The 21,565-nt window shown below is 29.6% G+C and carries 19 protein-coding genes and 1 tRNA gene; 7 read left to right on the top strand and 13 right to left on the bottom strand.

The window, feature by feature from the left end; genetic code table 11:
- Nucleotides 1-88: 88 nt before the first annotated feature.
- Nucleotides 89-2,047, bottom strand: a complete 1,959-nt coding sequence (gene uvrC / locus HA141_RS04930) for an excinuclease ABC subunit UvrC (protein ID WP_209117474.1) — start codon at nucleotides 2,045-2,047, stop codon at nucleotides 89-91.
- Between the two features lie 9 nt (nucleotides 2,048-2,056).
- Nucleotides 2,057-2,545 carry a flavin reductase family protein gene (locus HA141_RS04925; RefSeq protein ID WP_011818417.1) on the bottom strand — a complete coding sequence of 163 codons (489 nt, stop codon included), beginning with the start codon at nucleotides 2,543-2,545 and terminating at the stop codon, nucleotides 2,057-2,059.
- 59 nt (nucleotides 2,546-2,604) lie between these two features.
- On the opposite strand from HA141_RS04925, the gene coaD reads away from it, so the two are divergent.
- Nucleotides 2,605-3,078, top strand: a complete 474-nt coding sequence (coaD, locus tag HA141_RS04920; protein ID WP_025938370.1) for a pantetheine-phosphate adenylyltransferase — start codon at nucleotides 2,605-2,607, stop codon at nucleotides 3,076-3,078.
- A 7-nt stretch (nucleotides 3,079-3,085) separates the two neighbouring features.
- Here coaD and HA141_RS04915 read toward each other — a convergent pair whose 3' ends face one another.
- The 4 genes from HA141_RS04915 to dapF are packed head-to-tail and all read right to left on the bottom strand — an operon-like array spanning nucleotide 3,086 to nucleotide 6,969.
- Nucleotides 3,086-4,303 (bottom strand): D-alanyl-D-alanine carboxypeptidase, encoded by a 1,218-nt coding sequence (locus HA141_RS04915; RefSeq protein WP_209117472.1) that lies wholly within the window; start codon nucleotides 4,301-4,303, stop codon nucleotides 3,086-3,088.
- A 7-nt stretch (nucleotides 4,304-4,310) separates the two neighbouring features.
- Nucleotides 4,311-4,937, bottom strand: a complete 627-nt coding sequence (locus tag HA141_RS04910) for a DUF1995 family protein (RefSeq protein ID WP_209117470.1) — start codon at nucleotides 4,935-4,937, stop codon at nucleotides 4,311-4,313.
- The gene (locus HA141_RS04905; protein ID WP_209117468.1) at nucleotides 4,937-6,109 is read right to left on the bottom strand and encodes a cysteine desulfurase family protein; all 1,173 of its coding nucleotides are present in this window, start codon (nucleotides 6,107-6,109) and stop codon (nucleotides 4,937-4,939) included. Before HA141_RS04905 ends, HA141_RS04910 begins: the two co-directional genes overlap by 1 nt.
- Nucleotides 6,109-6,969, bottom strand: coding sequence for a diaminopimelate epimerase (dapF, locus tag HA141_RS04900; protein WP_209117466.1), 861 nt, complete (start codon nucleotides 6,967-6,969; stop codon nucleotides 6,109-6,111). The genes HA141_RS04905 and dapF overlap by 1 nt, the downstream gene beginning before the upstream one ends.
- A gap of 107 nt (nucleotides 6,970-7,076) precedes the next feature.
- Here dapF and leuS point away from each other — a divergent pair, with 107 nt between their 5' ends.
- On the top strand, nucleotides 7,077-9,647 hold the full coding sequence (gene leuS, locus HA141_RS04895) for a leucine--tRNA ligase (protein ID WP_209117464.1): 2,571 nt from the start codon (nucleotides 7,077-7,079) through the stop codon (nucleotides 9,645-9,647).
- On the opposite strand, the gene HA141_RS04890 is transcribed toward leuS, so the two are convergent.
- Complete coding sequence (locus HA141_RS04890) at nucleotides 9,644-11,227, bottom strand: glucose-6-phosphate isomerase (protein WP_209117462.1); 1,584 nt, start codon at nucleotides 11,225-11,227, stop codon at nucleotides 9,644-9,646. The genes leuS and HA141_RS04890 overlap by 4 nt on opposite strands.
- A 176-nt stretch (nucleotides 11,228-11,403) precedes the next feature.
- On the opposite strand from HA141_RS04890, the gene purN reads away from it, so the two are divergent.
- Nucleotides 11,404-12,060 carry a phosphoribosylglycinamide formyltransferase gene (gene purN, locus HA141_RS04885; protein ID WP_209117460.1) on the top strand — a complete coding sequence of 219 codons (657 nt, stop codon included), beginning with the start codon at nucleotides 11,404-11,406 and terminating at the stop codon, nucleotides 12,058-12,060.
- Here the strand turns inward: purN and argC are convergent.
- Complete coding sequence (argC, locus tag HA141_RS04880) at nucleotides 12,044-13,099, bottom strand: N-acetyl-gamma-glutamyl-phosphate reductase (RefSeq protein WP_209117458.1); 1,056 nt, start codon at nucleotides 13,097-13,099, stop codon at nucleotides 12,044-12,046. The two genes, purN and argC, sit on opposite strands and share 17 nt — an antisense overlap.
- An 88-nt stretch (nucleotides 13,100-13,187) precedes the next feature.
- Here argC and ribBA point away from each other — a divergent pair, with 88 nt between their 5' ends.
- Nucleotides 13,188-14,912: a bifunctional 3,4-dihydroxy-2-butanone-4-phosphate synthase/GTP cyclohydrolase II gene (ribBA, locus tag HA141_RS04875; protein ID WP_245157279.1), complete on the top strand. Its 1,725-nt coding sequence runs from the start codon at nucleotides 13,188-13,190 to the stop codon at nucleotides 14,910-14,912.
- 4 nt (nucleotides 14,913-14,916) lie between these two features.
- Here ribBA and HA141_RS04870 read toward each other — a convergent pair whose 3' ends face one another.
- From HA141_RS04870 to HA141_RS04850, 5 genes are all read right to left on the bottom strand, one after another.
- Entirely contained in the window at nucleotides 14,917-15,354 is a 438-nt protein-coding gene (locus HA141_RS04870) for a peptidylprolyl isomerase (RefSeq protein ID WP_209117456.1), read from the bottom strand.
- Nucleotides 15,355-15,391: 37 nt separating this feature from the next.
- Complete coding sequence (locus HA141_RS04865; RefSeq protein ID WP_209117454.1) at nucleotides 15,392-15,775, bottom strand: DUF3110 domain-containing protein; 384 nt, start codon at nucleotides 15,773-15,775, stop codon at nucleotides 15,392-15,394.
- 33 nt (nucleotides 15,776-15,808) lie between these two features.
- Nucleotides 15,809-16,768 carry a DnaJ C-terminal domain-containing protein gene (locus HA141_RS04860; RefSeq protein WP_209117451.1) on the bottom strand — a complete coding sequence of 320 codons (960 nt, stop codon included), beginning with the start codon at nucleotides 16,766-16,768 and terminating at the stop codon, nucleotides 15,809-15,811.
- Entirely contained in the window at nucleotides 16,719-18,716 is a 1,998-nt protein-coding gene (dnaK, locus tag HA141_RS04855; protein WP_209117449.1) for a molecular chaperone DnaK, read from the bottom strand. The genes HA141_RS04860 and dnaK overlap by 50 nt, the downstream gene beginning before the upstream one ends.
- A gap of 211 nt (nucleotides 18,717-18,927) precedes the next feature.
- Nucleotides 18,928-19,014, bottom strand: a tRNA-Ser gene (locus HA141_RS04850).
- Between the two features lie 49 nt (nucleotides 19,015-19,063).
- Here HA141_RS04850 and HA141_RS04845 point away from each other — a divergent pair.
- The 3 genes from HA141_RS04845 to HA141_RS04835 are packed head-to-tail and all read left to right on the top strand — an operon-like array spanning nucleotide 19,064 to nucleotide 21,462.
- Complete coding sequence (locus HA141_RS04845) at nucleotides 19,064-19,438, top strand: 2Fe-2S iron-sulfur cluster-binding protein (RefSeq protein WP_245157278.1); 375 nt, start codon at nucleotides 19,064-19,066, stop codon at nucleotides 19,436-19,438.
- Between the two features lie 5 nt (nucleotides 19,439-19,443).
- A complete protein-coding gene (locus HA141_RS04840; RefSeq protein WP_209117447.1) occupies nucleotides 19,444-20,292 on the top strand; it encodes an inositol monophosphatase family protein in 849 nt (282 codons plus the stop codon).
- A gap of 18 nt (nucleotides 20,293-20,310) precedes the next feature.
- A complete protein-coding gene (locus tag HA141_RS04835) occupies nucleotides 20,311-21,462 on the top strand; it encodes an ATP phosphoribosyltransferase regulatory subunit (protein WP_209117445.1) in 1,152 nt (383 codons plus the stop codon).
- The last annotated feature ends 103 nt before the right edge of the window (nucleotides 21,463-21,565 follow it).

Below are 21,565 nucleotides of genomic sequence, written 5' to 3'. Positions count from 1 at the left end.
ATTACTAGATTAATTTAAAAATATATGTTTTTAATATAGTTATATTTAACAATATCAAGAAATCTATTTTTCAAAATTTAATTAATATTTATAACTCGTTAAAATATTCATATATATCATTAACTGAATTTTTTCCAAGTCCTTTAACTTTTGATAAATCCTCCTTACTAGCTATTCTTATCGCGTCTATTGATTTGAAATGCTCAAGCAATTCTCTTATTCTTGATGGTCCTAATCCACTGATTTGGGACAATTGAGATCTATTCATTCTTTTAGATCTTTTGTCTCTATGAAAAGATAATGCAAATCTATGTGCTTCATCTCTTACCCTTCTTAATAGAAGAACTCCTTTTTGATTTTCATCAGTATCAAGAGACTTAGTAAATCCTGGAATAAATATTTCTTCATTTTTTTTTGCCAATGAACATATAGTTACTTCTTCCTCAAGATTTAATTCTTTTAATGCTTTAATAGCTGCATTTAACTGTCCTTTTCCTCCATCAATCATTATTAAATCAGGCCAATCTGATAGAAGTTCATTGTCTAATTTACTGTTCGTTTTATCATTTAATATTGAAAAATCCCCTCCGCTTTCTTTAAATCTTGACCATTTTTTAAACCTTCTTTGTATTACTTCATATATCGAAGCAAAATCATCACTATGTCCTATAAAAACGTTTGGATCTTTAATTTTATATTTCCTATAATGCTGTTTAGAAGGAACCCCATCAATAAAAACTACTTGTGATGCTACAGGGTCACTACCTTGAATATGGCTTATATCATAGCCTTCAATTCTTTTAGGTTGTTCGCTTAATTCAAGTATTTGGGCAAGATCCTCAATTGATGATTCATTATCTTGTATCCCATTTAATATTCTATCTAATTCCAATTTCGCATTTTTTAAAACCATTTCTACAGTTTCATGTTTTTTATTTCTTTTTGGGATTAGGATTTTTACTTTCTTTTTTCTTAGCTCCGTTAACCAATCCTCTATGGTTGCTTGTTTTGGAAGGTTATATTGAATAAGAATTTCTGATGGTATTTCTACAGGTTCAACATTCATATAATGCTCTTCTAATATCTTTTGTAAAATAAGATTTTCATCTTCATTATTTAATTTTTGACTATAGCCAATTCTCCCAATGAGCTTACCTGATCTCATTTGGAAAATTTGTATACTAGCTACATTTTTTTCTGAAACTATTCCAAAGATATCTCTATTAATTGAAGAATCTGGTATTGATATTTTTTGTGATTCAGTTAATAATTTTAAACCTGAAATTTGGTCTCTTATTTTTGCTGCATTCTCATAATCTAAATCATTTGAAAATTGCAGCATTTTTTGTTGTAAAAATATTTCTAAGTCATCATTTCTTCCCTGAAATATCATAGATACTTGTTTCATTATTTTTTTATAATCGTCAGATGATATAACTTCTTGGCAAACACCTGGACATCTTCCTATTGAATAATTCAAACAAGTTCTATCTTTATAGACTGGCCTTGGTCTTTGTCTAAGTGGAAATATTTTTTTTATCGTAAATAATGTTCTCCTTAATAATCCGACATCAACATAAGGTCCATAATATCTATCTAAATTATTTCTATTTCTTCTTCTTCTTGTAATAAATATTCGAGGATATTTTTCACTCCAAGTTATACAAAGATATGGATATTTCTTATCATCCTTTAAAAGAATATTAAAATATGGTTTGTTTGTTTTAATTAAATTTGACTCTAAATTTAATGCTTCATATTCGCTATCTGTGACTATTATTTCTATTTCAGTTATTTGACGAACCATCAAACTTAATCGGGGAGTTAAATCTGAATAATTATTGAAATAACTACTTACTCTACTGCGTAGTTTTTTAGATTTACCGATATAAAGTAAGTTATTATCAATATCTTTAAAAAGATAACAACCAGATGACTTTGGAATTTCGGATAATCTTGATTTTAATAACTCCTTATTATTAATTAATTTATATTCAATTTTAAAATTATATTTGTTATTTATTTTTTCGATAGAGGAATTACTCATTTATAGTGGTTAACCTCCATAATTCCAGCCAGTTGAAGATAAATTTAGTGAGTCAACATCATTATTCAGATAAGCAGATTGCACCTCTCCTACAAAAACGGTATGGTCTCCATGCATAACACTTCCAACAACATTACATTCAACACCACCAACACTATCAACTAAAATAGGCAATCCAAGCTCACCTAAATTAAATTCAACAGATTCAAATCTACCTCCTAATGCTTTTTGAGGTTTAAAGAAAACAGCCGCTAGATCCTTTTGATCACTTTTGAGCACATTTAATGAGAACTTATTGGTTGACTTTATTATTTCATGACTAGAACCCTCTGCTCTAACAGCCATAACAACTAATGGTGGGGTGAAAGAACCTTGAGTCACCCAACTTGCAGTAAATCCATTCACTTCATTTTTATCCTCGTCTCTAACGCCACAAATAAATAATCCGTGAGGTATTTTTCTTAATAAGATTTTTTTTGCTTCTAGATTTAATGTCATAATTGATTTAACTAATAATATTATTTTAACTAAATTTCTTATTCGATCATAATAAATTCATGAAAATTCTTTATCCAGGTACATTTGATCCTTTAACAAATGGGCATCTTGATTTAATAGAAAGGGCTGAAAAAATATTTGGCAATCTAGTAGTTGCTGTTTTAGAAAATACCTCTAAAACACCAACATTTAATCTTGAAAGAAGAATAATACAAATAAAAAATTCTCTTTCTCATTTACCTAATATTGAAGTTATTTCTTATTCTGGTCTAACTGTTGATTGTGCAAATGATCTAAAAGCTAATCTTATTCTCAGAGGCTTAAGAGCAATGAGTGATTTTGAGTATGAACTACAGATTGCTCATACAAATAAATCACTTAATAATGATATTGAAACTATATTTTTATCGACAAATACAAATTATAGTTTTCTTAGTAGTTCTTTAGTAAAAGAAGTTGCAAAATTTGGTGGTGAAATTAATCACATGGTACCCCCCTCTGTTGAGAAGGATTTAAAAGACTATTTTAAATAATATTTTTTTAACAGGATCTCAAGTAATAAAGATCACGTAATAAATTAAAAGCTTTTTCTTTATCAATTTTATTAGAATTTTGGATAATGCTAATAATTATTGGCTTATCATTTTTATATAAAAAGCCAGATAATGCAAAGACATTCGAAAGAGTCCCAGTTTTGCCAAAAAACTTTCCAGACAATTCACTATTTACAAATCTTTTGGCTAACGTTCCTCTCACTCCCGTAATTGAAAGTGTAGATTGATAAGCATTAAAATCATTAGAATATCTCATTTTATCTAAAAACAATACAACTAACTTTGTTGTAATTTTATTTTTTCGAGACAAACCACTAGCATCTGCAAAGTATGCATTAGTTACTGGGAGGCCTTTATTTTCAAGCCATCTTTTCAATTTTATATAGTTATTATCGTTCCATGTATTTGAGGCATTTTTAAAAAGAGATTCAGCCGTAAAATTATGGCTTTCAGAATTTGTTAGAGTTAATAATGAAAGAATTGGAGTTGAATATACTTTATTTATCTCTTTAATATTTTTTAAATAAAAAGTTTTTTCTGAATCAAAAAAATCTATATTTATTTTTGAATTTGGAAATTTATTTTTTAAATAATTTTCAATAAAATTTTTTAATGCATAAATATCATAATATTTATTGTAATTACTTTCTATTGCAAGAGATGTAATTGGAGATCCATATTCGTAAAGTTTATCAGTATTTGTCCAACCATTAGGCCAATATAATTTTGAATCAATTTCTACAATTTTAAAGTTAATAATTTTATTTTCTTTAACATTTGAAATTAGTTCGATTATATGTTCATAATTAAGATCTGGATCACCTTGACCGTGTAAATAATAATCGCTTTTATTTTTATATAAGGAAGTTTTTAAATTATTATTTAATTTATATTTACTTAAAACATAAGCTGATGAGAATAATTTTTGGTTAGATGCCGGCAACCTTGGAACATCCTCATTGTAGGAACTTATTATTTCTCCATTATTATTAATAATTGATACACTAAAAGAATCATCAAGCGTTTGATTCAATAAAGCATCATAAGAAGGACATATTTTGTTTTTATTAATTATTCCCGGGAAATTAAAATAAATACTATTTAAAATAGTTATTTTCTGTTTTGTTAGTAAATATCTTATTAAGAATGGAGATGTTACTAATATAAGAACAATAAAGAAAAAAGAATATATTTTTTTTATCACAATCAATCTATAAATTTACAAAAATAGATTCATTGTCGGGTTTAATTTCAAATTCTTTTTTAAAAAAATACCTTTTATTTTCTTCTTTGAAAAGCAACCAGTTATTTGGATAAATATGCATAAGAGCAGCTTTATTTAAAGGCTGCAGAAAATAAATATTTTTCCATGTTTTGACAAAGTGTTTACGTCGCTCTCTAATAACACTTCCTATACCAATATTCGCATCTTCAAATTTTGGATTTAATGAATAATGCGTACCTTGATAATTATCAGACATTGGTTCAAATGAATCGAAATCATATGGCTGAGGTAGTATCGATATCATTACACTATCAATATTATTTATATTATTTGATTCATTAAATGATTTAAAAGTAAAGATTTTATCTTTGATATCGGGATAGTCTCTTTGAGCCAATGCCACAGCACCTTGATCAGCAAATGTTATGAATACATTATTATTTTTAGACAATATCTTGTAGATAGTTATTCCAATTCTGTTAAACTTCAACCCTTCAAAATTAAATTCTATAGTAAATCTTTTATTTGAATCTAATAAACTTGGAATAATTGCATCCTCCATATTCTTAAGAGATTCATTTAAATCTTTAGGTAGTCTGTAATTGGTTTCCATTAAAATTTGTCAATACATATTTGAATAAGTTCTAAAAATTTATCTATTTCTGACTTATTATTTATTGAACCTAAAGTAACACGAATATTTGAATATAGTTCATCATCTTTTAAACCAATATTTTTAAGTGTTGAGCTAGGTTTCCCAGATGAGCTTGAACAAGCACTGCCACTACTTATGGCTATTTTATTTTCTGACATGAAATTAACAATCTTATAGGCCTTTATAGGCTCAAATAGTTTATTTAATAGTAAAAAAGAAATATGACTGGGAAGTCTATGGTTAATACTACCCGTAATCTTTATATGATTATTATCTTTAATTTTTTGAAAAAAATAATTTTTAAGTTTATTAATATTATTAGAAGGAAATTCAGTTATGTAATCATATAATTTTATTTTTCCTTCAATATTCTTTAATGATTCATACATTCCAGCGATTAATGGCAAAGCTTGTGTACCTTGTCTAATTGAAAATTCCTGAGTAACTGATATGTCATTATTTTTTAAAATTTGTCTAGACTTTTCTTTTGTTAAAAGAATACCGATCCCTTTTGGACCTCCAAATTTATGAGCGGATAAACTTAAAAAATCACATTTAAGATCTTTCCAACTGAATATTCCATTACTTAATATTTGAGTTCCATCTAAATGAAACATTATATTTAATTCTTCACATTTGGAACCAATAAATTGGACAGGTTGTATTGTCCCAATTTCACTTTGACCCCAAATAATTGATACAAGCTTAGTATAATTGTTTAAAAATTTTTTGATATCAGAAATATTTAAAATTCCATCATTATTTACCGGCCATTCGTAAATAGTCCAATTTTGTTTTCTTAGTTTATTAGCACAAATAGTTGTTGCTTGATGTTCAACATTTGAAATAACAACCCTACCATTTTTAAATTTCTCATAGATATTATTAAATACAATATTTGTCGATTCCGAAGAACCAGAGGTAAAAATTATATCCTCTGGATCTGCTTCAAATATATAAGCAATTTTAGATCTAATTTTTTCAAGATAAGTAGAGCATTTTATCCCTAGCTCATATGTAGATGAAGGGTTATGCCAATAATTCCTATAAGTTGAATTAATTATATTTAAAACATTCTCAGATAACGGAGTTGTGGATGCATTATCTAAATAGATAAAATTATTTTCCATTAATTTACTAACATTGATCCTGAGAAAACCTTTTTAGCATTACCGGTCATCATTACTTCACAATCGTCTTTTGACCAATCAATTTTAAGATTACCTCCTGGTAAGGTTACTATGGTTTGTGAACTACAAAGGCCTAATTTATAAGCTGCCACATGGATAGCACAGGCACCTGTTCCACAAGCTAAGGTTGGACCTGCACCCCTTTCCCATACTTTTACTTTGATATTATCTCTATTTAAAATTTGACAAAAATGCACATTAGTTTTTTCAGGAAATAATTCATTTTTTTCAAATATAGGACCAAGTCTGGAAAGAACAATTGACTCTATGTCTTTTACAAAGAATATTAAATGAGGATTTCCCATTCCAACGGCATAACCCATATTATTAAAATCTTTCTCAATAAATTCGTGTGAAGGAATTGAATTTATTTTTTTTTCAATTGTTGTTGGAATATTTTCACATTCTAAAATTGGAACTCCCATTTTTACTGTAATTTCATCATTTATATATTTTGCAATTTTTAAACCTGCTTTAGTCTCAATTTTATATTCTATATTTTTATTTTTCATTGAATCATTTACGTGGAGATACTCAACTAAACACCTAATTCCGTTTCCACACATTTGTGCTTCAGAACCATCAGAATTAAAAATTATCATTTTTGCATAATTATCTTCATTAGGTTCTTCTATAAAAATCACACCATCTGCTCCAACACCAAATTGCCTGTTGCAAATTTTTTTTATATCAAATATTTTATTTGTCTTGTAATTTTTATAGAATTCATTTCCTCTAGAATCTATTATTACGAAATCATTTCCGTTACCTTGATATTTTTCAAAAGTTATATTTTTCATTTGTAATTCATATATTTTAAATTTTAATTATAAATTATTCCTTTTAACAATCTATTTCTATTTTATACAATGGATATTAAAATAATAATTTAACAAATAAAAATTAAGTGATTTCTCCAGATAAACAATATGAGGCTGATACCAATTTATATAATCCATCTGAAATAGAAAAAAAATGGCAGTCAATATGGACAGAAAACAATTTATACAAAACCGATGAATTAACTGAGAATAGCGATAAATTTTATGCCTTATCAATGTTTCCCTACCCTTCTGGTAATCTTCATATGGGACATGTTAGGAATTATGTTATTACAGACTTAATAGCTCGATTCCAAAGGTTTAAGGGTAAATCTGTCTTACATCCAATGGGTTGGGACGCTTTTGGTTTGCCTGCTGAAAATGCTGCGATTGAAAGAGGAATTAGTCCAAGTGTCTGGACTAAAAAAAATATTTCTCATATGAAGTCACAATTAAAGCTTTTGGGACTATCAGTTGATTGGGATAGGGAATTTGCAACATGTGATGAAAATTATTATATTTGGACTCAATATCTATTTTTAGAGTTATACAAGGCAGGGCTTGTATATCAAAAAGAATCAGAAGTTAATTGGGATCCTATAGATAATACAGTCCTAGCGAATGAACAAGTTGATTCAGATGGTAAATCTTGGAGATCTGGGGCTGTAGTTGAAAAAAAATTATTAAAGCAATGGTTTTTAAGAATTACTAATTATGCAGATGAGTTATTGAAGGATTTAGAAAAATTAGATAACTGGCCAGAAAGAGTAAAAATAATGCAAGATAATTGGATTGGAAAGTCAATTGGTACAAATATTAATTTCAATATCAATACCAATCCAGAAGAGAAAATTACTGTATTTACAACAAGACCAGATACTTTATTTGGAGTTACTTATTTAGCAATTTCTGTTAATCATCCATTAGTAAAAAATATTTCTGATCAAGAAACAATACGAGATATAGAAAATCTAAAACAATATTTGAAAAATAATAAAAATAATGAACTTGAAAAATTTGGAATAAAAATTAACTTAACAGCAATAAATCCAGTTAATTCTGAACCTATTCCTATTTGGGTGGCAAGTTATGTTCTCGATGAATACGGTACAGGTGCTGTTATGGGCGTGCCTGCTCATGATCTAAGAGATTTTGAATTTGCTAAGAAAAATAATATTGATATTAAACAGGTAATAATAAAGGATAAAAGTGAACAAAATAAAGAGCTTGAAGAAGCTTATGTAGAAAAAGGATATCTTGTTAATTCAAATCAATACAATGGCATAGAAAATACTATTGCTAAAATAAAAATTCCAGAGGAGGGAGTAAATAATGGATGGGCTGAAAATAAGATTCAATATCGTCTAAGAGATTGGTTAATCTCTAGACAAAGATATTGGGGATGTCCGATACCCATAGTAAATTGCAAAAAATGTGGATCTGTTCCATTAAAGCAATCGGAATTACCTGTTTCCTTACCAAAAGATATAGAAATCTCGGCTAACAAGATTAATGCTTTAGGTGATAATAATAATTGGATAAATACTACATGTCCAAAATGTGGAATAGCGGCAAGAAAAGAAACTGATACTATGGACACTTTCATGTGTTCATCATGGTATTTTTTAAGATATCCATCTTCAAAATGTTCTAATAAGCCATTTGAAAAGATTGAAATCAATAAGTGGTTGCCTGTAGATCAATATGTTGGAGGGGTAGAGCATGCAATATTGCACTTGTTATATGCAAGATTTTTCACTAAAGCCTTGAGGGATAATGAACTATTTGAAATAGATGAACCTTTCAAAAAACTATTAACGCAAGGAATGGTTCAGGCGGCAGCCTATAAAAACAATAAAACTGGTAAATATGTTTCTCCTTCCGATATTATTGACTTATCAAATCCTACAGATCCAATTGACAATTCTAAACTTGAAGTTCTTTTCGAGAAGATGTCTAAGTCTAAATATAATGGAATAGACCCTGAATCAGTAATTAAAAAATATGGAGCAGATACAGCAAGAATGTTTATATTATTTAAAGCACCACCAGAAAAAGATTTGGAATGGGGAGATACAGATGTTGAAGGACAATTTAGATTTCTAAGCAGGATTTGGAAGCTTTATATAAATTGTGCAAAAGATATAAATAGTAAATCTAATTCCTATCCAGATAAAGAAAAAAGTTTAATAAAGTCAATGAATATCGCTATAAAAGAAATTTCAAATGACATATTAAATAACCAATTTAATACTGCGATTTCAGAACTAATGAAGTTTTATAATTCATTATCAAATTCCATTAATGACGTAAACAATAATTTAAAAATTGATGCTTTAAAAACATTTTGTATTTTGTTGGCTCCATTTGCACCTCATATTGCAGAAGAAATATGGCATCTTATAGGATTTAAAAAATCTGTACATTTAGAACACTGGCCTTCATTTAATGCCGAGGCACTAAAAGAAGATTCATATGAACTAGTAATACAAGTGAATGGAAAAGTTAGAGACAAAGTAAATATTAATAATGATATGAGTGATGATCAAATTAAAGAATTGACTCTTAAAAGACCTAACATTTTAAAATGGACTCAAGATAAGGAAATAAGAAAAATAATTATTGTTAAAGGAAAAATTATGAATATTGTTGTTTAAGAATTTATTTTTTGAATAACTAATGAATTTGGATTTGACCAATCCCCCTTAACTAGATAATTATCATTACCGAAACACATTTCACGGAGTATAAAAAATATGGGTTCACTAACTGAATTATCAAATAATGATGTTATGTCATTTATAGAATATTCTCCACCTTCATCTAATAAATTACTTACTTTTTGTTGATACTCAATAATATTTGCAGCTGCTTTCTTTCCAGCTTCAACTCCAGGTTGATCATATGCATTTATATTTATCAATTCAGCGTAGAAGGATACAGCCCTCTCAAATAAAGCGATTAAGGCCCCTAGTGAAAAACAATTTAACTTTTCTAAAGTAATAGTGATACTTTGTCTGTCTTCACTAGAGAGTGCGGATCTGGTTCCTTGCAAAAAACCAGAAAGATATTCCTTTGGATTCTCTTTTTCATCAAAAATATTAGTAGATGGAGAATCTAATAATTCAATAAAAATACAAAAGAAATTATCAATACCATCTCTCAGTTGCTGAACATAAGCATGCTGATCTGTAGATCCTTTATTACCAAAAACGGAAATACCTTGATTAACTACTTCACCATTCCTATTAAATTTCTTTCCTAATGATTCCATTACTAATTGCTGAAGATATTTACTAAATACCTGTAACCTATCTCTATATGGTAATACGACCATATCTCTCTTCCCAACGCCATCCCCAGTTAAATACCAAGCAGATGACAATAATGCTGCGGGATTATTTTTAAAATCACTTATACGCGTGGCCTCATCCATTAATGATGCACCTCTAATGAAATCAAATATATTTTCATTAATAAGAGCTAATGGAAGTAATCCCACAGAGCTTGTAATACTTGTTCTTCCTCCAACCCAATCTTGCAAATTAAATATTTTCAACCAATTTTCAGAAGTGGCCTTTTTAAATAATTTACTATCTTTCATCGTTATAGCTATAGCATTAGAATTCCATTCAAGAGCATTATTTTCACAATGACTTTTAATAATTTCCATAGCAATTCTAGGTTCAGGCGTACCACCTGATTTGCTTACTACTACAAATAATGTTGTGGATAATTTTTCAGATAACTCTTCTAACTTTTCGCTAATTAAAAAGGGATCAACATTATCGATATAAGAAAATTTTAAGCCTCTAGAGCACTTCTGCAGTGACTCTGTAATAAGTAATGGTCCTAAACCACTTCCACCAATTCCTATCCATAGAACATCAGTATAGTTCTGTTGATTCTTATTCTTAATATCTCCATTTAAAATTTGTTTCCCAAATTCAGAGATTGAATCAATATCTGCGCTAATTTCCTCACCTATTTTTGAAGATGGTGAAATTGATGGATTTCTAAGCCAATAATGTCCAACTTGTCTATTTTCATCAATATTTGAGATTGCACCATTTTCTAATTCTTTTATTGATGAAAATACATCTACAAATTTCTCTTCTAAATTTTTTATTTCTTCATTTGTGAAATTAATTTTGCTTATGTCTAACCAAATATTTAATTTTTTATCAAACCAAAGATAATTACAAAATTTATCCCATGAGTTTAAATCTCCATTCATATTATATATTTGTTTCCTTTAGTTATTTACTAATTATATCTATACGCATAGTACATAGATTTGATTCATTTAAAATTGTTTAAATTTATATTTTCAAATAAATATGTTTTTGAATATAAATAATTAAATGAGAGGGTTTATTTTATTTCATATGAATTTATCATTGGATAAAAACCTTGGATAAATCATTTAATTACATAATTTCGCCTGAGATATCTGAATTTAGAAAATTTTCACCAAAATTAAAAATAGGTGTACTTGCTTCTGGAAGAGGAACTAACTTTCAGGAGTTAATTAATCTCTCAGAAAAAGGCGAATTAGATATAGATATAACAGTTCTCATTACTAACAAAGATGATGCAGGTTGTATAAAAAGAGCTAAAAGTGTAAAAATACCTCACAAAATAATAAGGGACAATGACTTTCCGAATAAAGAGCTATTTGAATTAGAAATTGTAAATAATTTAATTAATCACGATGTTGAACTTGTTGTTATGGCAGGGTGGATGAAGATTGTCACTCCATTTTTTATTAATAAATTCAAGAACAAGATTATAAATATTCACCCTTCATTACTTCCTGCATATAAAGGTGGTTCTGCGATAAAGGATTCTATATTAAATGGTTCAAAAATAACTGGTTGTTCAGTACATTTTGTTGAAGAGGAGGTAGATAGTGGATCATTGATAATGCAAGCTGCATTGTCAATTCTGAAAGAAGACAATATTGAAACACTTACAAAAAAAATACAGATACTTGAGCATAAAATTTTACCTCTTTCAATCTCTCATGCTGGTTTTTTGATAAGGAGTAATTCTATGGAAAATTATTAGTTAAATCAAGACCGTCATCCATTGAAAATCCACTCATAATATTTAAATTTTGAATTGCTTGCCCAGTCTGTCCCTTTAACAGATTATCAATCACAGATAAAATAATAATTCTTCCATTTCGAATATCTACTTTAACAGAAAGAAAAATTTTGTTTGTATTTTTAACCCATTTTGTTGAAGGGTATGTATCTACAGGTAAAACCTTAATATTTTTAAAATTTCTATAATAATTATCCAAAAGAATTCTGCAATCATCAGAAGTTAAACCAGGATCTCTTAATCTCCCATATATAGTCGAATGCATACCCCTTGTAATTGGAACCAAATGAGGTGTAAATAGCACTTCAATTTTATTTCCAGAAACTAAAGATGCTAGCTGCTCGATCTCTGAGGTATGTCTATGGTTTATCAATCCATATGCAGATAGACCCTCTCCACATTCTGATAAGAGTAGCTTTTGATTTGGTTCTCTGCCTCCTCCCGAGGTTCCGCTTTTAGAATCAATAACTATACCTTCATTATCTATAATTCCTTGCGATAGGTAAGGAACTAATGGAATAAGAGCAGATGTTGGATAACATCCTGGACATGCAATTAACCTTCCTTTTGAAATAGATTCTTTATTTATTTCAGGAAGACCGTAGACTGCTTCTTTACATAAATCATCATCATTTCTTTTATAAATAGCAGCTTCTTTTGTATATACTTTTTTCCATTCATCTAAGGACTTATATCTGTAATCAGCTGATAAATCAATAACTTTAACTCCTCTATCTAATAATTTCCTTGTCAATGTTGAAGATAGGCCACTTGGTAAGCAAAGCAAAGCAATATCTGCATTTTTTGAAATATTATCTACTGAAATTTCTTCTATATGAGGATCATTATCAAGATAAATAAAAGGGAAATTATCATTCCACTTTGATCCAGATGTTTTATTACCTCCTAAAAACGTAATTTTGTATTTTTTATTTTTCTTTAAAAGATTTACCGCTTGAATACCGCCGTAACCAGTAGCACCTACTATTGCAACATTCATTTCTTTGAATTGGCAGACTTTGAGATAGGATTATAAAGTGTTGAATTTAAGGTAACTAAAACACTATTTTTCTATATTGATAGGAATAATGAAAGAAACAAGTCCCAAATCAAATAATGGAACAATTTTGGATATAAATGATTCTTTTAAAATTGAATTTGATCCTATCAGTGATGCCTTGGCAGCTATAAGAAATGGTGAGTGCATAATTGTTGTAGATGATGAAAGAAGAGAAAATGAAGGGGATTTAATTTGTGCTGCACAGTTTGCAACTCCACAGCAAATTAATTTTATGGCGACCGAGGGACGTGGCCTTATATGCTTGGCTATGCAGGGTGAAAAACTTGACTCTTTAGATTTACCATTGATGGTAGATAGAAATACAGATGAAAATCAAACAGCTTTTACTATATCAATTGATGCTGGACCAGAAAATAATGTTACTACTGGAATTTCCGCTGAAGATAGGGCAAAAACTATTCAAGTTGCAATAAACCCTAATACAAAACCTGATGATTTAAGGAGGCCAGGACATATTTTTCCATTAAGAGCCAAAAAAGGTGGTGTATTAAAAAGGGCAGGTCATACTGAAGCGGCAGTTGATATTGCTGCAATGTCAGGTCTTTATCCCGCTGGAGTTATTTGTGAAATACAAAATCCTGACGGTTCCATGTCAAGACTTCCACAACTTAAAGAATATGCAAAACAGTGGGGAATGAAATTAATATCCATAGCTGATTTAATAAGTTATCGGTTTCAAACTGAGAGATTTGTATTTAGAAAATCTGATGCTGTTCTTCCAAGTATTTTTGGTAATTTCAAAGCTTATGGATATGTTAATGAACTTGATGGTTCAGAGCATGTTGCATTAGTTAAACAAAAATCATCAAAACTTAGCGAACCTGTACTAGTAAGAATGCATTCAGAGTGCTTAACTGGTGATGCTTTTGGATCATTACGTTGTGATTGTAGACCTCAGTTAGAGGCTGCTTTATCAAGGATAGAAAAAGAGGAAGAGGGAGTTGTTGTTTACTTAAGACAAGAAGGTAGAGGAATTGGTCTAATAAATAAATTAAAAGCTTATAGTTTGCAGGATGGTGGATTAGACACTGTAGAAGCTAATGAAAAATTGGGTTTTCCAGCTGATCTAAGAAACTATGGAGTTGGAGCACAGATATTAACCGATCTAGGGATAAAAAAACTAAAATTACTTACAAACAATCCTAGAAAAATTGCTGGATTAGGTGGTTATGGAATAGAAGTTATTGAGAGAGTTCCATTAGTAATTTGTCCAAACGATAATAATGCAGAATATTTAAGTGTTAAAAAAACGAAGCTAGGCCACATGATTGATGAAGATAATTCTAATTCCAGAAATATCGATCCATTTATATCAATTTTTCTTGACGGAAAATATAAATCTATTGATCTAGTTCCAATAAAAAATAACGTTATTAAATTCTGTAATGATATGAACGTTAATATTAAACTAGAAAGTACTCCAAGATTATTGGCTTTTTGGAATCGACCAAAATTAGTCTGGCGAATCTTACATGATCAGAATAGAACCAATTCCAACATTACTGATGAAGAAATAAAGAAAATAGAATTATTTATTCAGTTTTTATCCAATTATAAAAATAGTTCAAATATTGGAATTATTGTTTCTAGAAACATTGAACAAGCACTACACCCAAAAAATAGTATCAAATTAATCAATACTAAATTTACTATTAATAATGAAATCTTATATTCATCTACAAGAAAATTTAATCTAGATAAAGAGACATTTAGTATTGTTTTTGAAAGCTAAATTACTACTTTAGGGTCGCTTTAATAATTTTTGAACCATTAGTAAGCTTTAACACTACATCCATATCATCTGTCCTACCAAAAACAGTATGAACTCCATCGAGATGAGGCTGTGGTTCATAAACTATAAAAAATTGACTACCACCTGTATCTTTTCCTGCATGAGCCATAGAAAGTGAACCTTTAAGATGCTTATTGGAATTGATTTCACATTTAATATTATATCCAGGGCCTCCAGTTCCAGGAATCCCAGATACTCCATCACGAGTATTTGGACATCCACCCTGAGCCATAAATCCAGGAATAACTCTATGAAATGTTAGACCATCATAAAAACCATCACCAATCAACTTAGTGAAGTTTTTAACTGTATTAGGTGCATCGTCAGAGAAAAATTCAATATTAATGTTTCCAACTTCTGTCTCAAATAATGCAGTTGTCATGTTTTATTTGTTTAATAATTTATTGATATCTTAATAGCTAAAGTAACTTTTCAAGGTTATCTTTAATGGTATTTATATCAATGTTATCTTTTTTACTATTTTTGTCTTTCTCCCAATTTTCAACTTCTAGGTTTTTCTGAGGCGGAGAAATTAATAACCTATCTTCTGCTGTTTTAGGTACAAAATTTTTTTCTACTAATTTGCATTCATAATCTAATTTAATACAGAAATCTTTTATTTCCTCTATGTTGATCATTTCAACTGTTGGCAATGGAAAATCTTGAGCTTCTAGTAGACCACAATATCTTGTTGCATCATCCTTATCTTCAAACATAAGAACAATGGTCCTTCCTTTAAGCTCGATTGAATGAATTCCTTCCTTATCTGTTCCTGAATTATATAAAAGAACAAATATGTTCATAAGTTTCGATTTTTCTATTTATATATTATTTGATTAAGAATCAGAAAGTGATAATTCTTGTAATCTTGTATATAAAGCAATTTCTTCATCATTAATATCAGCAGGTATCACAACCAAGATTTCAACATATTGATCACCTACATTATCGTCGAAAGTTAAACCTCTACCTTTCAAACGTAACATTCTTCCTGTAGATGATTTTGGAGGTACTTGAAGTGTGACATTCCCATCAAGAGTAGGAACCTCTACAGCACAACCAAGAAGAGCATCATGAGGAAATAATTCTAATTTATAAAGAACTCTTAAACCATCTATTCTTAAGCCACTTTCCGTTTGAACTTTTAATTGTAGATAATGATCCTTACCTCCTCTTGCTATATTTTCAAGTCTTAATCGCCATCCATCTCCAGCGAATGGAGGTGTATCAACTTCTACTACAGTTTCATCTTCAAGCTCAATTAAAATTGAAGCTCCATTTAAGGCCTCATCAGGAGTTAATTCAATAACTGTTTCAATATCTTGGTGGAGTTTAACTGGAGGCGGTTCTTCTGGAGAGGTAGCAGGGTATTGATAATTGTTAAATTCATCATTATTTGTTTTTATCGATTCATCCTCTAATGATTCATAATCATATTCATCGAAATTCTTTGGAGAGTATTCATATCCAAATAATGAATCAAGATAATCTTGAAAATCAGGAAATCCTGTCTTGAATTTAATATTTTCGAAATCATCATTGATATTTTCATCCGAACTATAATTCCTTTTTTTAGGATCGCGTAAGTATTCGTAAGCTTGATTAATTAATTTAAACCTTTCTTCTGCATTAAGATCATTTTTATTTAAATCGGGATGCCACTTTCTTGCTTCTCTTCGAAAGGCCTTTTTAAGTTCAATATCATCGAAATCATGGGATAAACCCAAAATCGACAAATAGTCTTTTTTAGAGGAAGTAGTCATTGTCCCATGGATCATCGTCCCTAGAATTACCATACCTCGAATTTCTATAATTTCTATTCATTTGATTATCCCAAGGATCATCATCCCAATATTCATCTGAAAAAAGTTCATCCTTTAATGATCCAAATGTATTTTTAATACTTTGTAAAGGATTATTATCATTTTTCCTTTCTGATGCGAATTTTCTGTTTAAACCAAATAAAGCTTCTTGGAGAGCACTTACTGAAATTTCTAATTCTTGAGGATCATCATCATTCATATAATCCTCAACATCTTGTATGGCTTGTTCAACAGCTCTTTGTTGTCTTTCGGCTCCATAAGGTCCAAACTCTAAAGAGGCATCTCTAAGCCTTCTCTCAGCTTGCGCAATAAGAGTTAAAGCACTATTTTTTCTATCAATGACAGATCTCTTCTTTCTATCATCATTAGCCTTTGATTTTGCTTCTTCAATTATAGAATTTATCTCTTGTTCATTTAAATTAGAACCTCCAGAAATTGAAACTGTTTGCTTTCTTCCAGTTGTTCTATCAGTTGCACTAACTTCAAGAAGACCATTAGCATCGATATCAAATGCCACTTGAACCTGTGGTATGCCTCTTGGCGCTGGTGGAATACCTGATAATCTAAATTTACCAAGTGATTTATTTTCAGAAGCTAATGGCCTTTCACCTTGCCTTACCTGAACAACAACAGAAGATTGATTAGCTTCTGATGTACTAAAAACATCAGATTGTCTTACTGGTATTGGTGTATTACGAGGTATAAGTACCTTCATAAGACCTCCAATAGTTTCTAAACCTAAAGATAAAGGAGTAACGTCATTAAGCAATAGATCTTGCAAATCACCACTAATTATTCCGGATTGTATTGCGGCTCCAATTGCTACGACTTCGTCTGGATTTACTGATTGACAAGGATCGTTAGGAACAAGAGTCTTGACTAATTGTTGAACCATAGGGATTCTAGTACTGCCCCCTACAAGAACCACCTCATCTATATCTTCTGCGTTCCATCCGGAATCTTCTAAGGCGATTTGTACAGGCTCTAATAATCTATCTAAAAGATCTTGAGATAATGATTCAAATATTTTTCTATCTAAGATCTCTTCAATATGTAGTGGACCCTCTTTAGTAGTGGTAATAAAAGGTAATGATATTTTTGTTTTTAATAATCCTGATAATTCACATTTAGCTTTTTCAGCAGCCTCAGTTAATCTCTGCAATGCTTGTCGGTCTCTTCTTAGATCAATATCATGCATAGCAAGAAATTTTTCAGCAAGCCAATCTACTATTTTTGTGTCAAAATTGTTTCCTCCAAGTTGGGTATCTCCACAAGTAGCTTTAACATCAAATACACCATTGGAAATTTTTAATAATGAAACATCAAATGTTCCTCCCCCTAAATCAAAAACAAGAACATTATTTGAGGAACTTTTTTCAAAGCCATAAGCTAGTGCAGCAGCAGTAGGTTCATTTAGAATTCTATCAACTTTGATACCAGCCAATATTGCTGAATCCTTTGTAGCTTGTCTTTGAGATTCATTAAAATAGGCAGGGACAGTAATTACAGCGGAATCAACAGTATCTCCAAGATATGTTTCAGCATCATTTATTAATTTTCTAATTAATGAGCTGACTAACTCTTCAGGAGCATACTCTCTTTCTGTATTTGGACTAAGAACCCTAACACTCCCAGTATCATTAGCTTTTACATTATAAGGAACAGAAATACTTGTATCATCCAATTCGTCCCATTCGCTACCAATAAATCTCTTTAAGTTATAAAAGGTATTTTTTGGATTTAAAACAAGTTGTCTTCTTGCTTGGTCACCTATTACTATTTCTTTATCCTTTGTAAAACCAATTATTGAAGGTGTAGTTCTAGATCCTTCAGAATTTGCAATAACAATCGGACGGCCAGCCTCTATAACTCCAACAACAGAGTTAGTAGTACCTAAATCAATTCCAACTATTTGCCCCATGTTTTTAGATCTCTAAATTAAAGCAAAATTTACTAATAATTTAATTAATTTTTTTCATAGATATTTACATATAATAGTAAAAATCAAATTTTTTCAACTTAATTTAAATAAATAAGTTTATATGACCTGTCAAAATGATCACTTTTTTATTGTAAAAATCCTCTACAAATAAAATTGTTGGTGAAATTAACCAATATCAATTAAAATAAAACGGAGAGAGAGGGATTCGAACCCTCGATAAAGTTGCCCCTATACAGCATTTCCAGTGCTGCGCCTTCAACCACTCGGCCACCTCTCCCAAGGATCCTATATTAACTCTTTATCATCCCATTTTTGAGGAAAGTTATTTGAATAAGACTTTTACAGTCACTATAAAAAATATAGAAACCGGAAAGGTATACAAAGAGCAGGTTAATTCTGATGAATATATTCTTAATGAATTTGAAAAGAAAGGTTTTAAGCTCCCATTTTCATGTAGAAATGGTTGCTGTACAAGTTGTGCAGTTAAAATAAAGTCTGGTAACCTGCATCAACCTGAAGCTATGGGCGTATCTCAAGCCGTAAAAGACAAAGGTTATGCTCTTCTTTGTGTCGCTAAAGCAACTTCAGATCTAGAGGTTGAAACTACTTACGAAGATGAAGTTTACGATTTACAATTTGGACAATATTTTGGGAGAGGAAATACAAGAGTTGCCCCACCTTGGGAATTTGAGGAAGATTAATTACCATGTCTGAATTAAGTGAAATTGATGTACTGGAAGATCAAATAAGCTTATCCAGCTTATATGAAATAGCCAAACAATCTGCTCAGATTGGTAATGATATTCTTAAAATTAATTACAATAGAATACAAAAAATATCAACAAAGGGTAGAAAAGGTGATCTTGTAACCAATGTAGATTTGGAAGTTGAAAATAAAATAAAGGAATATTTAGTAGAAAAGACACCTAATATATCTATCAATGCAGAGGAATCAGGGAAATTAAATAAATCATCTGATTTAACATGGTGTGTAGACCCACTAGACGGTACAACCAATTATTCCCATGGATATCCATTTTTTGGAACTTCTATTGGTCTTGTATATAAAAATACGCCAATTATAGGTGCTATATCAGTACCTTATTTAAATGAACTATATTCAGCCTGTATCGGTTTAGGTTCGTTTTGCAATGATATTGAAATTAAAGTATCTAGTCCTCATAATCTTTCTGATAGTTTACTTGTGACTGGTTTTTCTTATGACAGATTTGAGACGGAGGATAATAATTATGCTGAATTTTGTTACTTAACACATAAAACTAGGGGAGTTAGAAGAGGTGGAGCAGCAGCAGTTGATCTAGCATTTGTTGCTGCAGGAAAGGTAGATGGATATTGGGAGAGAGGATTAGAGGAATGGGACCTAGCGGCCGGTGCTATTATTGTTAAAGAAGCAGGCGGGATTATTTCAGATTATCCATCGGGCGAATTTAATTTGAGTTCTGGTAGAATTCTGGCCTGTTCTCCCAGCCTTGAAAATGAAATAAAAAATGAACTAGATAAAGTTTGTCCATTAAAAAAAAATCTTTACACCTAAAAATTTTAAAAAACTAAAATGACAGATATAAAAGAAATTAAATTAGTAGACGTAAAAAACAACGCAAATATAATAAACAAATTAAATGATATTTATAAAATATGGGGTTATGAAGAAGTCTCTCCTTCGTTTATAAACACTTTAGAGACAATAAAAGGCCGAGGTGTTATTGATGAAAATGAGGTCATTGGAATTGTAAGTAATAATTCATTATGTCTTAGGCCAGAAATGACAACATCTATTGTCAAGTTATCATCTACTAGGTTAATAAATAAGAAAAGACCTATAAGATTGTTTACTAATGGAATTGTCTTTAACAAGAAATTAAATAATAAAAATTCATATAAATTGCAAGAAAAGCTGCAAAGTGGAATTGAATTAATTGGATATGATACAAAATATCCAGAAATTGAAGTTATTAATATATTGTTTGATGCAATAGATAATATTAATTTGAAGGATGGTTGTGATTTATGTCTACTAGTTAGTACCACAAAAATAATGGACTTGATCCTGAATAAATATAAGAATAATAATTTTGAAGAAATTAAGAAAAGTCTTGTAAATTTTGATCAAGAGAGATTATCTAAATTAGGAATTGATGAAGATGAAAAATATATACTTAAAGATTTGTTATTTACACGAGGTGAACCGATTACAATATTAAAAAAATTGAAAGGGATATATGGCACTAGTAAAAATCTTGATGACCTAAATTGTTTATTTGAAACATTATCAAAAATATCCAACAAATATGGTGTCAAATTACAACTTGATCCCACTTTTCAACCTCACTTGAATTTATATGAAGGGATAGTTTTTCAACTCATTGGAGATGATAGTAAAAATAAAAGCGTGATAGCAAAAGGGGGAAGATATGATGAATTAGTAAGATTCTTTAGTCCTAATGAAAAAATCTTAAATGGTATTGGATTTACAATTTCAATTGACATTTTAAGAAATTTAATTAAAGAAGAAAACATTGATAAAAAAAAGATTTTATTAATGTTTAAAGATTCCTATTTGTTAGAAAAAGGTATGTATGAACAAAAAGAACAACAGAAAAGAGGAAATATTGCCATATTACATTTAAATCCATGTGATGACTTGGCTGAAGCCAATCAAATAATGGAAGAAAATAATTGTAGTGAGATTTTGTGGGTTAAATAAAACCTTTTAAAATTTATTTAACTTTTAAATTCATATATTGTTCGGACAATACTCCTAATTAAACTTGATTAACTAGTTTTTAAGAAATAGGATTTATATGTTT

The sequence above is a fragment of the Prochlorococcus marinus XMU1402 genome (genome assembly GCF_017696205.1).
Classification (GTDB): domain Bacteria; phylum Cyanobacteriota; class Cyanobacteriia; order PCC-6307; family Cyanobiaceae; genus Prochlorococcus_A; species Prochlorococcus_A marinus_AC.
The sequence above is the reverse complement of the archived record's forward strand: the minus strand, read 5'-3'. Positions and strand labels throughout refer to the sequence as shown.